The sequence below is a fragment of the Blastococcus sp. SYSU D00820 genome (genome assembly GCF_054050695.1).
In genome coordinates this window covers 107,450-120,690 of sequence record NZ_JBJGZW010000003.1, presented here as the reverse complement: position 1 = coordinate 120,690, position 13,241 = coordinate 107,450, and the positions used below count along the sequence as shown (strand labels likewise).

Genomic DNA, 13,241 nt, shown 5'->3' with positions numbered 1-13,241 from the left:
GTGGCCGCGCCGGCGCAGGGGCCGGCGCGGCCACTCCCGGTCAGGGCGCGCCGAGCAGCGCGTTGATCTCCTGCGCCTCGGCCTCGGGCACGGGCGTCGGCCGGACGAAGTCGCTCACGTCCTCGCCGTACGGCGAGATCGCGTTCGACACCTCGTTGAAGTAGGTGTTGCCCTCCTCCGACAGCAGGTAGTTCGCGAAGAGCTTCCCGGCGTTCTCGCAGGGGCTGCCGGCGGACAGGCCCAGGCCGATCTCCGGGCCGGTGGTCGGGCTCAGCACGGCGGCCTCCAGCGGGGCGCCGGACTCCTGCAGGCCCGACACGATCGCCGCGACGCCGGGGAAGCCGAGAGCGCCCTCGCCGGCCGCGACGCCCTGCGTGGCCGGGACCGCGGAGTTGTACCAGCGCGGCTCGTTGGCGGCGACGGCCTCGAGGAAGTCGTCGCCGTACTCCTCGCGCATGAGCGCCCAGAACGACAGGTTGGCCGGCGACGACGACGGCTCGGCGAACAGCAGCTCGCCCTTGTTGGCCGGGTCGGCGTAGGCCTCCCACGACTCGGGGGCGGCCTCGACCAGGCCGGTGTTGTAGACCATCGTCGTCGGCACGAGGCTCACCACCGGGGTGGCGCCGTCGTCGGCGGTGTAGTCGGCGGGGAACTCACCGGGGAACGCCGGCAGCCCGGCCTCGTCCACCGGCTGCAGCCAGCCGTTGCCGAGCGCCTCGCCGTAGAACGGCGAGGAGGTCAGCAGGATGACGTCGGCGACGGTGGCCCCGGCCTGCGCCTCGGTGGAGTACCGCTGGCTCAGGTCGGCCGAGACCAGCCGGACGAAGGCGACCGGGATGTCGTACTGCTCGGTGAACGCGTCGGTGACCGACTGCAGGATCGACTCGTCGACGGTGCCGTAGACGGTCAGGCAGTTGTCCTCCTGGGCGGCGGTGACGAGCGCGTCGAGCTCCTCGGAGCTCTCCAGCGTCGGCGCGGCCACCTCCTCGGTGCCGCCGTCGTCCCCTCCCCCGCAGGCGGTGAGGACCATGGTGACGGCGAGGCCGGCACCGAGAGCTCCGATGCTCTTCCGGGTGGTGCGCATGGCGGATCCTTCCTCCGCGCGCATCGGCGCGGGGTGTGCAGGGTGTGCAGGGATGGCGGTGCGGGTCGTCAGGCGGGGCGCACGTCGGCCTGCAGGGGCGCCCTCCCTCCACCGGCCGGCCGCGGGAGCAGCCGGCGCTCGAGGAACTCGCTGACCGCCCGGTCCAGGGTGTCGGGACCGCCGGTGCGGGGATCGGCGTTGTTGGCGTGGATCTCCAGCACCGGGATGCCGGCGTCCTCCAGCGCGCGGGTGGTGAACCAGCTGCCGGGCACGTCGTCGGCGACCAGGTGGACGACGCCGTCCACGCCGTGGGTGCGCGCCTGCTCCACGTACCACTCCGTGCTCCACGGGGGCGTGTAGAGCTGGTCGGTGAGGCCGGCGAAGCGGCCGGCCAGCGCGCGCACCGGGTCGGGGCCGTAGCGGGCGTATCCGTCGGCCGCGATCGCCAGGTACATCGACCAGACGAAGACCGCGCCGTAGCGCTCCTCGAACCGCCGGTAGAAGCCCAGGTCGTACCAGAGGCCGCGGCCCAGCCACATCAGCCGGAGCCGCTCGTCGGGCACCACCGCGGCGCCGGCGTCGACCAGCCCGGCGACCTCCTCGTAGAGCCGGCGGGCGGCGTCGCGGCCCCACTCGGTGCCGCGGTGCCACTGCGGCACCATCACCGCCGGGATCGTGTCGCCGACGCGCACCGGCGTGGGCCGGGCGGCGGCGATCAGGTCGCGGGTGCGCCGGTTCCACTCGGCCTGCTCGTTGACCAGGTCCATGACCGCGGCCAGCCGGTCGAGGTCGAGCACCTTGCCGGTGCGCTCGGTGAGGGCGGCGGCGAGGTCGGTGATCTCACCGGCCAGCAGGTCGATCCGCTCGGAGCCGAACGCCTCCTCCCAGCGGTGCGGCACCAGCTCCCACCAGCGCGACGGCGCCTCGACGGCCGAGGAGCGCTCCAGCGGCAGGGAGTCGGTGCCCGGGAGCTCGGCCCACAGGTCGAACACCTTGCGCGCGGCGTCGCCGCTGTTCTCGGCGATGACGACGGTCGGCTGCGGCAGGCCGCCCCAGGGCGGGTCCTCCAGCGACAGCGAGCCGAGGGAGATCGCGTCGTACTGCCGGCTGTAGTCGGGGTAGCCGCGGTCGCGCAGCACCTGGAGGGCGTCGTCGGCCCGCTGCTTGGCCGCCACCACCGAGGCCCACCACTGGTTGACCACGTAGGGGATGTCCATCGCCCGCAGCAGCTCCTGCGGGGCGTCGGCGTTGACCAGGGCCAGCGGCTCGCCGGCGGCGACCCGGGCGCGGATCCCGGCGAACCACTCCTTCTGGTAGGCCGTCGCGGCGGTGGCCGCCGCCAGGCGGGTCACGACCGGCTCCCGGCCGGCACGCCGACCGCGGCCCGCAGGTCGTCGGCGGCGGTCCGGTACGGCTGCCGGGCCAGCAGCGCGGCGGGCACGCCGGCGGCCGCGGCCTGGGCCGGGAAGTCCCACGCCGGGGCCTCGTCGTGCTCGCGGACGACGGCCAGCAGCAGCTCCGCGCCGCTGTCGCGCACCCGCTGCGCGGTCGCCGCGGCCCGGGCCGGGATCGACGCCGTCGGCGCGGCCGGGCCGCGGTCCCGGTAGGCGGTGGCGAGGGCGCCGAGGTCGGCGCCGGCCGGGTCGGGCGGCAGCGCGAGGTCGCCCCAGTCGGCGTCCTCCCCCACCACGAGGCAGCCGAGCTCCTCCTCGAGCGCGCGGTACAGCTCGTCGGTGTCCTGGCCGCTGCCGGTCAGGAACACCCGCCGCCCGGCCGGGAGCTCGTCGGCCTCGTCCAGCACGGCCTCCAGAAGCGCGGCGGCCTCCCCCGCCGGCAGCGCGCCGGCCACCCCCACCGCGTGCAGCGCGGTGGTGCCGGTGCCCCGCGGCGCCGCCTCCCGGCGCAGCGCGGACACCCGGCGGAGCAGGTCGCGGACCCGCCCGGCCTCCGCCGCGGCGGCGGCCAGCCGCCCGGGCGACGGCGCCGTGCCGGTCCAGCCGGCGAGGACGCCGGCCAGCTGGGCCAGCCGCTCCTCGTCGTAGCGGGCGGTGTGCGCCGTCGGCAGGTGCAGCAGGTCCAGCAGGACCACCGGCGGGAGGTCCCGGGCCGGCTCCAGCCGGCGCAGCTCGCGCAGCGCGTAGAACAGCTGCAGCGAGGCCTGCGAGTCGCGGGACACCACGAGCCCGGTGAGGAAGGCCAGCTCCCCGTCGAGCAGCCGGGTCAGCACCGAGTGGGCGACCGGGTCGAGCGCGGCGCCCAGCACCGCGCGCGCCTCGGCCGAGACCCGGTCGGGCGAGCCGTGCAGCCGGTAGCCGACCGCGCCCGCGGCGGCCACCAGCTCGGCCGGCACGTCGGCCCCGACGATCCCCACGACCGGCCGGCCGGCGGCGGCCAGGGCGCGCGCCCGCTCGGGCCGGGCGGCGTACTCCTGCGCGAGGCGGTCCACGGCGCGCACTCAGACCACCCCCGCCGCGACGAGCGCGTCGATCCGCTCGTCCGCGTAGCCGCACAGGTCGCGCAGCACCGACCGGGAGTGCTCGCCGAGCGCCGGCGCGGGGCCGTCGAGCACGGTCGGGGTGCCGGAGAAGACGATCGGCACGCCGGCGCCGTACAGCTCGGCGCCGCCCCCGGTCGGGTCGGCCAGGCGCACCACCTCGCCGCGGGAGAGCACCAGCGGATCCCGGACGGCGGCGCTGGGGTCGCGCACCTCGGCGGCCGGCGCCCCGTGCGCGTCGAGGACGGCGACGGCCTCGGCGACGGTGCGGTCGCCGGCCCACTCGGCGATGAGGGCGTGCAGCTCGTCGGCGTGGGCGACCCGGCCGTCGCGGCGGGCGAACCGCTCGTCGTCCACCAGGTCCGGGCGGCCGATCGCCCGGAGCACCCCGTGGGCGAAGGGGTCGACCGGCGCGCACAGGGCGAACCAGCCGTCGGCGGCCGGGAAGGTGCCGAACGGCGCCAGCCGCGGCACGGTCGCGCCGGTGCGCAGCGGGAGGCCGATCTCCTCGAAGGCGTCGAACGGCTCGCAGGCCACCAGCGAGGTGAGCGCGCCGAGCATGGAGACGTCGACGTGCTGGCCCTCGCCGGTGCGCTGCGCCTGGAGGACGGCGGAGACGGTGCCGATGACCGCGTACAGCGGCGCGAGCAGGTCGGCGATCGGCAGGCCCAGCCGCACGGGCGGCTCCCCCGGCGCGCCGGAGGTCATCATCACGCCGCTGAGCGCCTGGACGATGGTGTCCATCGCCTTGCCGGTACCGGGGCCGCCCTCGGCGCCGAAGCCGCTGATCGAGGTGTAGACCAGCCGCGGGTTCAGCGCGCGGGCCCAGGCGGGGTCGATGCCCAGCCGGGCGGTGACCCCGGCGCTGTAGTTCTCGACCAGGATGTCGGCCGACCGCACCAGGTCGGCCAGCACCGCCCGGCCGCGCTCGTCGCGCAGGTCGAGGGTCAGCGACTCCTTGCCGCGGCCGCGCACGAGCATGGAGACCGACATGTCCTCCGGTGCGGTCCGGCGGACGCTGAGCCCCTCGCCCGTGACGTACGGCGAGTTCTCCCGGGCCGGGTCGCCGCCGCGGTGCGGGTTCTCCACCTTGACCACCCGCGCGCCGAGGCCGGCCAGCAGCAGGGTGGCGTAGGGGCCGGCGAGGGCGTTGGTCAGGTCGAGCACGACCATCCCGGCCAGCGGCCGCTGCCCGGTCACGAGGGCACCGCCGAAGTGGTGAAGCGCAGCGGCACCGACTGGTAGCCGATCTCGGGCATGCGGGCGCCCTCGAGCGGCCCGTCGACGACGAAGCCGCCGGTGCCGGCGAGCAACTCCTCCAGCGCGACCCGCACGGCCAGCCGGGCCAGCGGCATGCCGGCGCAGCGGTGGCGGCCGCGGCCGAAGCCCAGGTGGGTGGCGATGTTGGGCCGGCCCAGCACGAACGTGTCGGGGTCGGGGAACTGCTCGGGGTCGCGGTTGGCCGCGGCGTAGACCAGCGTGACCGGCTCGCCGGGCCGGATGGTGCGGCCGTGCAGCTCGACGTCGTGCGCGACGGTGCGGGCGAAGCCCCGGTAGGGGGTGTGCAGCCGGAGGAACTCCTCCACCGCGTCGGGCAGCAGCTCCGGGTGCGCGCGCAGCCGGGCCTGCAGCTCCTGGTCGGCCGACAGGTGCGCGCAGATGGAGCCGAGCAGGATCGGCGGGGCGACCATGCCGACGACCAGGCTCTGCCGCAGCGCGCCGACCAGGTGCTCCTCGTCCAGCGGCCGGCCGTCCAGCCGCTCGGCGAGCAGCGAGCTGGCCGGGTCCTCCTCCACCGGCAGCGGCGCCGCCCGCCGGTCGCGCACGAGGTCGCGGGCGATGCCGTACATCCGCTCGCTCATCTCGTTGACCACCGGGCCGTCCATCCGGCGCCAGGCGCGGATCCAGGCGGTGGCGGTGTCGGCCAGCTGCGGGGCGATCTCCGGCGCGAGGTTGAGCCACTCGGTGGTCACCCATGCCGGGAAGCGGGCGCCGTACTCCTGGGCGACGTCCCCGCCGCCGCGGGCCAGCATCGGCGCCAGCTCGCGGGCGGCGTGCGCCCGCAGCCGGGGCTCGAGCCGCTCGATGCGGGCGCGCTGCAGGGTGCGGTCCAGCGCCTTGCGGTAGGGGGTGTGCGCGGGCGCGTCGAAGTTCAGCGGCGGCCGGCGCAGCCCGCGGGGGTCGCTGGGCACGACGGCGCGCACCGAGGAGATGAAGGTGCGCGCGTCGCCGGCCGCGGCGGCCACGTCGGCGTAGCGGGTGAGCGCCCAGAAGCCGCCGTAGGCGTCGGTGTGCGCCACCGGGCACCGCTCGCGCAGCTCCGCGTAGGTGGCCAGTGCCTCCGCGGGCACGTCGGTCGCCAGCGGGTCGAAGTCGCTCATCGTGCTCCCACCGGGATCGTGTCCAGCAGTTCGGCGGCCGTCGCCCGGGCCTGGACCTCCACCTCGGCGTGCAGCCGGTGGAACACCTCCTGGGCCCGCTCGGCCGGCCAGGGCGCCGGCAGCAGCTCCACCGGCAGCCGGGGATCGGTGCGGATGGCCCGCAGCCACTCGGCCTGCAGGGCCAGCTGCCGGGCGAGGGGGTCGATGGCGCCGCGGTCGGCGGCCCCGCCGTCCCACCGCTCGAGGAAGGCCTCGTAGCGGCCGGCGAGCTCGGCGAGGTCCCAGGCGTCGGCGACCATCGCCTGGACGTCGGTGCCGGGTGCCGGGGTGGCGAGGAACGACCGCACGTGGCCGGCGGCGGCCAGGCCCTCGAGCAGCCGCCCGACGTCGACGGTGTCCGGCGCCACCCACAGCCCGCCCTGCAGCGGGCCGAAGCCGGCCCACAGCAGCCGCGACCGCAGGTCGTGCCGCTGGCGCTGCCACGACTCGGGCAGCGAGAAGCCCAGCAGCGTCCAGCGGCCGTCCCAGTGCCGGTTGACCGCACCGCTGCGCCAGATGCGCACGCCGCCGTCGGCCAGCACCTCCTCCGAGCGCGCGGTGAGCCCGAAGTACACCGGCCGGCCCCGCCGCTCGCTGACCAGCAGGCCCTTCTTGACCATGCGGGCCAGCGCCGAGCGGGTGGCGTGCGGCGAGACCCCCACCCGTTCCATCACGTCGAGCACGCCGGGCGAGGCCACCATGACCGGACGGCCGAGCACGTAGGCGCCGAAGAACGTGAGCAGCAGGCTCTCCGGCCGCAGGGCCGGGTCGGGGAGGTCGGGAGGGGCGACGGCGGTCCGGGGCAGCGCGGGCGCGGCCATCAGACCCCGCCGACGCGGGCGCTGACGCCCAGCTTGGATTTCCGCCGGGTGTAGGCCAGCACGGCGACCAGCACGGTCGCGGTGATGATGACCAGCACCGTCGACAGCGAGGCCAGCAGGGCGAACGAGCCGCTGGTGAACACCTCGAGGATGCGGAAGCCGACCACCGGGTTGGCGGTGCCGGCGAGGATCGCCGAGGCGGTCAGGTCGCCGACGATGCGGATGAACAGCAGCGCCCAGCCGGCCACCAGGCCCGGGATCATCAGCGGCACGTACACCTTGCGGAAGGTGCGGAACGGCCGCGCTCCGGAGATCGCCGAGGCCTCCGGCAGCTCCTTGCCCACGCCGCTCACCGCGGCGTCGGCGGCGATCGACGCCTGCGGCAGGTACAGCGCGAGGTAGCCGATCAGCAGGATCGCCAGCGTGCCGGTGAGGTGGAACGGCGCCCCGGCCAGCAGCAGCAGGATGCCGACGGCGATGACCATGTTGGAGATGGCCGCCGGCATCTTGATCGCCACGTCGATGCCCTTGGCCAGCGCGGTGCGCTTGCGGGACACGTAGAGGGAGATCATCGCCGCGCTGACGATGCCGATCAGCCCGCCGACCAGGCCCAGGCCCAGGCTGTTGAGCAGGGCGCGCAGCGTCGTCTCGTCCTCGAACACCGCCTGCGAGACCGCGGTGAAGCTGAGGTTCGACCAGTTGATGTCCGGCGTCCAGAAGCCGTTGAGCGACACCAGGACCAGCGCGACGATGGGCAGGATCGTCGAGATGACGACGTAGCCGAGCACGAGCAGCCGGGCCGGCCACTTCCAGGCGCCCAGGTCGATGGTCTTGGCGCGCGCGCCCTTGCCGGCCACGGTGGCGTGCCGGCCGCGGCGCAGGATCCGCACCTGCAGCCAGTAGGCCAGCCCGACGAAGAGGACGACGAAGCCGGACAGGCCGATGGCGACGTCGGTCTGCGGCGGGAAGGTGAAGGTCAGCAGCTCGACGATGCGGACGGAGATGACGTCGATGCCGGCCGGCGTGCCGATGATCGCCGGGATCGAGAACATGCCGACGCCGAACCAGACGGCGAGCAGGAAGCCCGCGCCCAGGCTCGGGGCGACCGCCGGGAGGGTGACCTTGCGCAGCGTGCGGAAGGTGCCCGCCCCGCTGAGCCGGGAGGCCTCCTCCAGCGCCGGGTCCAGGTTGCGCAGCCCGGCCGAGGCGTTCATGAAGACGAACGGCACGGCGTAGAAGGCCATCACCAGGATCAGCCCGTACCAGGAGTTGATGTCGAACGGGCCGTCGCGCATCTCCACGCCGAAGATGCCGAAGAAGTCGCGGATCCAGCTGTTGAGCAGCCCGGCGCGGGGCGAGAGCAGCATGGTCCAGCCCACGGCGCCGGCCACCGGCGGGAGCAGGAACGGCAGCAGCGGCAGCGCGTCGGTCAGCAGGCCCATCCGGGCGTTGGTGCGCTCGTTGAGCCAGGCCAGCCCGACTCCGATGACGAACGCGAGGGCGGCGCTGGCCAGCACCAGGATGAAGGTGTCCAGCAGCAGCTTGCCGAGGTCCGGGACGGCGAGGGTGCGGCGGATCGGGTCGAGGGTCAGCGAGCCGTCGACCCAGAACAGCCGGACCAGCACGCGGCCCAGCGGGACGACGACGATCGCGATGAGGATCGCGGCGATGACCAGGGTGACCGCGTCGAAGGGCCCGGGGAGCTTGCGCCCGCGGCGGGCCTTGCGCGGGGCGGGGGCCGGGGCGTCGGGCACGGGCTCCCGGACGAGGGTGGGGGCGCTCACGACGCCGGCACCATCGCCGGGGCGGTCGCCGGCGCGGACGACGGCTCCGGGGCCGGGCCCGCGGGCGCGTCGACCGGGAGGACCAGGACGTCCTCGGCGTCCACCGAGACCCAGGCCGCCGAGCCGGCGTCCACCAGGTCCGGACGGGGGCTCCACAGCCGGGCGTCGCCGCCGGCGAGGGTGACGACGTACTCGGTGTGCGAGCCGACGAACAGCGAGGCCTTGACCGCGCCGGGCCACCGGTTGACCGCCGACGGCTCGTCGCGGGAGAGGACGCCGCGCTCGGGGCGCCACATGGCCGCGACCCGCTCCCCCATGCGCACCGGCCGCTGGTGCGCCCGGCCGACGACCCGGCCCTGGCCGGTCTCGACGGTGACGACGTCGCCGTCGACGGCCGCCACCGTGCCCTCGGCCTCGTTGATGGCGCCGATGAACTGGGCGACGTACCGGGTGGCCGGGCGCGCGTAGATCTCCTGCGGGGTGCCGAACTGCACGATCCGGCCGCTGTCGAGCACCGCGATCCGGTGCGCCAGCTCCATGGCCTCGGTCTGGTCGTGGGTGACGAACAGCGCCGAGAAGCCGAGCTCGCGCTGCATCGAGACCAGCTCGAAGCGCAGCTGCTCGCGCACCTTGGCGTCGACGTTGGACAGCGGCTCGTCGAACAGCACCAGGTCGTCGTTGTTCACCAGCGCGCGGGCCAGGGCGATCCGCTGCTGCTGGCCGCCGCTCATCTGCCCCGGGTACTGCCGCTCGAGGTCGCCCACCCCGACCAGCTCCAGCGCCTGGCGCACCCGGCGGGCGATCTCGTCCTTGGCGACCTTGCGCCCGCGCCGGCTCTGCAGCGGGTAGGCGACGTTCTTGAACGCCGTCATGTGCGGCCACAGCGCGTAGGACTGGAAGATCATGCTGATGTCGCGCCGCTCCGGCGGCACCTCGACGCGGTCGGCCGAGGAGTAGACCCGGCGGCCGGCGATGCTGATCGACCCCTCGTCGGGGGTCTCCAGGCCCGCGATGGCCCGCAGCAGCGTCGTCTTGCCGCAGCCGCTGGGCCCCAGCAGGACGACGAAGTCCCCGGCGGCGACCTCGAAGGACACGTCGTCGATCGCGTTCACCACCGCGCCGCTCTCCCGGCGGAAGCGCTTGACGAGGTTGTTCACCTGCACGACCGGCGTCGTGGAGGAGGTGGGCGTGTCGGGCGTCATCGCGTCGGCCTGTCTCTCTCTGCCCGCCGTGCGAGCTGGACGTGGATGGCGGGGATCGATCAGCGGCGTCCCGGTCGGGTGACCCGGGTCACGGCTCCGGACGCGACACATGTTTGCCGAATCGCCGACTGCCGTCAACGGTCTGGCGAAAATCGGTGTGGCGTGGATAACCTCGGAGCATCCCCTCGTTCGCGGCTCCCGCGACGCCGGCATCCGGAGGAACACCCCATGGACCGTCCCGACCCGACGTGCCCGGTCGAGCACACCGCCGACGACACCCGGCGCACCGCGCACGACTTCGATCCGGTGCGCCCCGGTGAGACGTTCACCAGCGCGCACGAGGAGTTCGCCGAGCTGCGCCCGCGCTGCCCGATCGCCCGGAGCCAGGAGTACGGCGGCTTCTGGGCCGCGCTGGGCTACGACGAGGTGCTCGAGGTGATCACCGACATCGAGCACTTCACGACGTCGAAGCAGAACGCGATCCCGAAGTTCGCCTTCACCGGCGTACGGCCGCCACTGCACCTGGACCCGCCGGAGCACATGGCCTACCGCCGGGTCATCAACTCGTTCTTCACCCCGCCGAAGATGCGCGCGCTGGAGCCGCGGGTGCGGGAGGTCGCCGTCGAGCTGCTCGAGCCGCTGGTCGAGGCGCGCTGGGTCGACGTGTGCAAGCAGTACGCGCACAAGTTCCCGGCGCACGTGTTCGCGCACTTCTTCAACCTGTCGGTCGACGTCTCCGACGAGATCAAGCGGGTCAGCGGCACCTACGTCGACGCCATCCAGGTGCTCGACCACGAGACGGTCAAGAAGCTCAGCCGGCGGCTGTACGAGATCGCGCAGGACATCATCGACGAGCGGCGGGCCGGGGACTACGACCCCGCCGAGGACCTCACCGCGGCCCTGCTCGCCGCGGAGTACCAGGGCGCGCCGCTGCCGGCGGACATGGTGCTCGGCTGCGTGCGCCAGCTCATCGTCACCGGGATGGTGGCGCCGAGCGTGTTCACCGGGAACATGTTCGTGCACCTCTCGCGCGACCCGGAGCTGCAGGACCGGCTGCGCGCCGAGCCGTCGCTCATCCCCGCCGCCGTGGAGGAGTTCCTCCGGCTGTACTCCCCCTACCGCGGCATGGCCCGCACCGCGCGGGAGGACGTCGTCCTGTCCGGCCAGCTGATCCGCAAGGACGACCCGATCGCCCTGGTCTACACCTCGGCCAACCGCGACGAGCGGGTCTTCCCCAACGGCGAGGAGTTCGTGCTGGACCGGCCCAACATCGACCGGCACATCTCCTTCGGCCGGGGCACGCACAGCTGCCCGGGCGCCCCGCTGGCCCGGATGATGATGCGGATCACGCTGGAGGAGGCACTGGCCCGCAGCGCCTCGTTCCGGCTGGCCGGCGAGCCGGAGATGGCGATCTGGGCAGAGTGGGGCACCCGCTCGGTGCCGCTGGACTTCGTCCGCGCCTGACCGGCCCCGGGTGGCGGCCGCCCGCCGGCCCGGGGAGAGTGGTGGAGCGGGTCAGACGCGCCCGGTGACGCGCCCCGTGCGGGTGGCACGGTGGACGGAGCCCGGTGAGCCCGGTGAGCATCGCGACGGAGTTCTCGGCGGCCGTGGCCGCCTGCACCGACGACCTGCCCGGGCCGGAACTGCTGCCCGAGCGGCTGGCCCGCGCCGCCGCCCGGGTGCTGCCGGTGGACGGCGCGGGCATCAGCCTGTTCTTCGCCGAGGACCGCCGCCTGCCGGTGGGTGCCAGCGACCCCGTCGCGGCGCAGGCCGAGCGGCTGCAGTTCACCGCCGGCGAGGGCCCGTGCCTGACCGCCCACGCGCAGCGGCTGCCGGTCGTCGTCGACGAGGCGGCCCTCCGGTCCCGCTGGCCCGCCTTCGCCGACACGTTCCTCGGGACGACGCCGTTCCGCAGCGCCGCCTCGGTGGCGCTGCCCGGTGCCCTGCGCGACATCGGTGCGCTGGACCTCTACGTGGTCGCCCCGGACGGCGTGGGCCGGCTCGGGCTGCTGGACGTGCTGACCGTCGCCGGCGAGATCGCCGAGGCCTTCGCGGGGCACGCCCGCCGGCCGTCCCGGAGCGGCTCCGTGCCGGCCTGGCTGGACGCCCCGGCCGCGCAGCGCCGGGCGCTGGTGTGGCAGGCGATGGGCTTCCTCGTCGCCGGTCTCGGCATCCCGGCGGAGCAGGCGCTGTCGGTCCTGCGCGCGCAGGCCTTCTCCGCCGGCTGCGACGTCGACGAGCTCGCCGGCCGGGTGGTCGAGGGGCGCATCCCGCTGGAGCGCTTCACGCTGTCCGACGACCCCAGCCGGTGAGGCCTCCGCTGCCGCGGAGGGTCAGCCGAGGTCGATCTCGCCGGTGCGGACCAGCCTGTCGGCGACCACGCGCACCTTGGTCTGCGTGCTCATCGAGACCCGCACCAGCACCTGGAAGGCCAGGTCGGGGGTGAGCGCGAACCGCTCCATCAGCATCCCCTTGGCCATGTCGATGGTGGCCCGCGACTCCAGGGCCAGCCGCAGGTTCTCCGCCACGTCGCGGGCGCTCTCGTAGGCGTACAGGTTGCTGGCCGCCACGGCCGCGTACGGCGCGAACCGGCCGGCGATCTCCCGCGCCTCGTCGTCGAACGCCCGGGGCCGGTGCGCGTACACGTTCACCGCTCCGCGGATGCCCTCGCTGATCGGCAGGGGGATCGACAGGGAGGAGAGCGCACCGCGCTCGGCGGCGCTGCGCGCGTAGTCCGGCCAGCGCGTCTCGGTGCGCATGTCGGGGATCTCCACCGTCTCCCCGCGCGCGGCGGCCTCCAGGCAGGGGCCGTAGCCCCGGCCGTACTGGCTCTCGTCGCAGTCGCGGGCCAGCTCCCCCTGGTAGACCACGGTGACGGGCCGGTCGTCGACCATGACCGAGACCGACGTCTCGGGCCGGCCGGGCAGCACGCGGTGGGCGAGATCGGCGACGGTCTGCAGCAGCGACTCCATGGAGTGCTCCTGCAGCGAGATCCGGCCGAGCTCCTCCAGCGCCGCGGTGGCGTCCATGGGCCCCGGGTCCGACGGCGTCGACATGGCCCTCCTCCCGGGACGACCGGGGAGGGCGGGCATCCCCGGCGGCGGGCCCGGGGCGATCCGGGACCCGCGCTGGGTACGCCGCGTCATGACGTACACGGACGCGGTCGCCCGCCTCCGGGACCGACGGTACGCGGCCCGGCGACCGGCGGCTGCGCGAGCAGCACTACCGTGCCTCCCATGCCGTTGATCTTCCACTGGGGCGGGCCCCGCCACGGCGAGGTCGACGACGTGGCCGCCGAGCGGCTGCAGTCGTCGGTGCTCGTCTACGACGGGCCCCGCTGGTACGGCGTCTACGAGCGCTTCGAGCCCGTGCAGGTGCGCGACACCGCCGACGGCCCGGCCGAGGTGTGGGTCGTCCGCGAGTAGCGGACGACCCG

General features: G+C 74.9%; 12 protein-coding genes. 3 read left to right on the top strand and 9 right to left on the bottom strand.

Annotated elements, in window-relative coordinates; all coding sequences use genetic code 11:
* Positions 1-40: 40 nt before the first annotated feature.
* The 8 genes from ACI79R_RS06030 to ACI79R_RS05995 form a co-directional block, all read right to left on the bottom strand.
* On the bottom strand, positions 41-1,084 hold the full coding sequence (locus ACI79R_RS06030) for an ABC transporter substrate-binding protein (RefSeq protein ID WP_456572676.1): 1,044 nt from the start codon (positions 1,082-1,084) through the stop codon (positions 41-43).
* Between the two features lie 68 nt (positions 1,085-1,152).
* Positions 1,153-2,436, bottom strand: coding sequence for a 2-hydroxyacyl-CoA dehydratase (locus ACI79R_RS06025; RefSeq protein ID WP_456572675.1), 1,284 nt, complete (start codon positions 2,434-2,436; stop codon positions 1,153-1,155).
* Entirely contained in the window at positions 2,433-3,539 is a 1,107-nt protein-coding gene (locus ACI79R_RS06020; protein ID WP_456572674.1) for a 2-hydroxyacyl-CoA dehydratase, read from the bottom strand. Before ACI79R_RS06020 ends, ACI79R_RS06025 begins: the two co-directional genes overlap by 4 nt.
* A complete protein-coding gene (locus ACI79R_RS06015) occupies positions 3,540-4,778 on the bottom strand; it encodes a CaiB/BaiF CoA transferase family protein (protein ID WP_456572673.1) in 1,239 nt (412 codons plus the stop codon).
* A complete protein-coding gene (locus ACI79R_RS06010) occupies positions 4,775-5,959 on the bottom strand; it encodes a cytochrome P450 (protein WP_456572672.1) in 1,185 nt (394 codons plus the stop codon). The genes ACI79R_RS06015 and ACI79R_RS06010 overlap by 4 nt, the downstream gene beginning before the upstream one ends.
* Positions 5,956-6,819: a PaaX family transcriptional regulator gene (locus ACI79R_RS06005; protein ID WP_456572671.1), complete on the bottom strand. Its 864-nt coding sequence runs from the start codon at positions 6,817-6,819 to the stop codon at positions 5,956-5,958. Before ACI79R_RS06005 ends, ACI79R_RS06010 begins: the two co-directional genes overlap by 4 nt.
* Positions 6,819-8,603 (bottom strand): ABC transporter permease, encoded by a 1,785-nt coding sequence (locus ACI79R_RS06000; protein ID WP_456572670.1) that lies wholly within the window; start codon positions 8,601-8,603, stop codon positions 6,819-6,821. The genes ACI79R_RS06005 and ACI79R_RS06000 overlap by 1 nt, the downstream gene beginning before the upstream one ends.
* Positions 8,600-9,805 carry an ABC transporter ATP-binding protein gene (locus ACI79R_RS05995; protein ID WP_456572669.1) on the bottom strand — a complete coding sequence of 402 codons (1,206 nt, stop codon included), beginning with the start codon at positions 9,803-9,805 and terminating at the stop codon, positions 8,600-8,602. The genes ACI79R_RS06000 and ACI79R_RS05995 overlap by 4 nt, the downstream gene beginning before the upstream one ends.
* Positions 9,806-10,033: 228 nt before the next feature.
* Here ACI79R_RS05995 and ACI79R_RS05990 point away from each other — a divergent pair, with 228 nt between their 5' ends.
* Complete coding sequence (locus ACI79R_RS05990; protein ID WP_456572668.1) at positions 10,034-11,269, top strand: cytochrome P450; 1,236 nt, start codon at positions 10,034-10,036, stop codon at positions 11,267-11,269.
* Positions 11,270-11,382: 113 nt separating this feature from the next.
* Positions 11,383-12,117, top strand: a complete 735-nt coding sequence (locus ACI79R_RS05985) for an ANTAR domain-containing protein (RefSeq protein WP_456572667.1) — start codon at positions 11,383-11,385, stop codon at positions 12,115-12,117.
* Positions 12,118-12,138: 21 nt separating this feature from the next.
* Here ACI79R_RS05985 and ACI79R_RS05980 read toward each other — a convergent pair whose 3' ends face one another.
* Positions 12,139-12,861, bottom strand: coding sequence for a GAF and ANTAR domain-containing protein (locus ACI79R_RS05980; RefSeq protein ID WP_456572666.1), 723 nt, complete (start codon positions 12,859-12,861; stop codon positions 12,139-12,141).
* Positions 12,862-13,041: 180 nt separating this feature from the next.
* Between ACI79R_RS05980 and ACI79R_RS05975 the strand changes: the two genes are divergently transcribed.
* Entirely contained in the window at positions 13,042-13,230 is a 189-nt protein-coding gene (locus ACI79R_RS05975; RefSeq protein WP_456572665.1) for a hypothetical protein, read from the top strand.
* Positions 13,231-13,241: the final 11 nt, after the last annotated feature.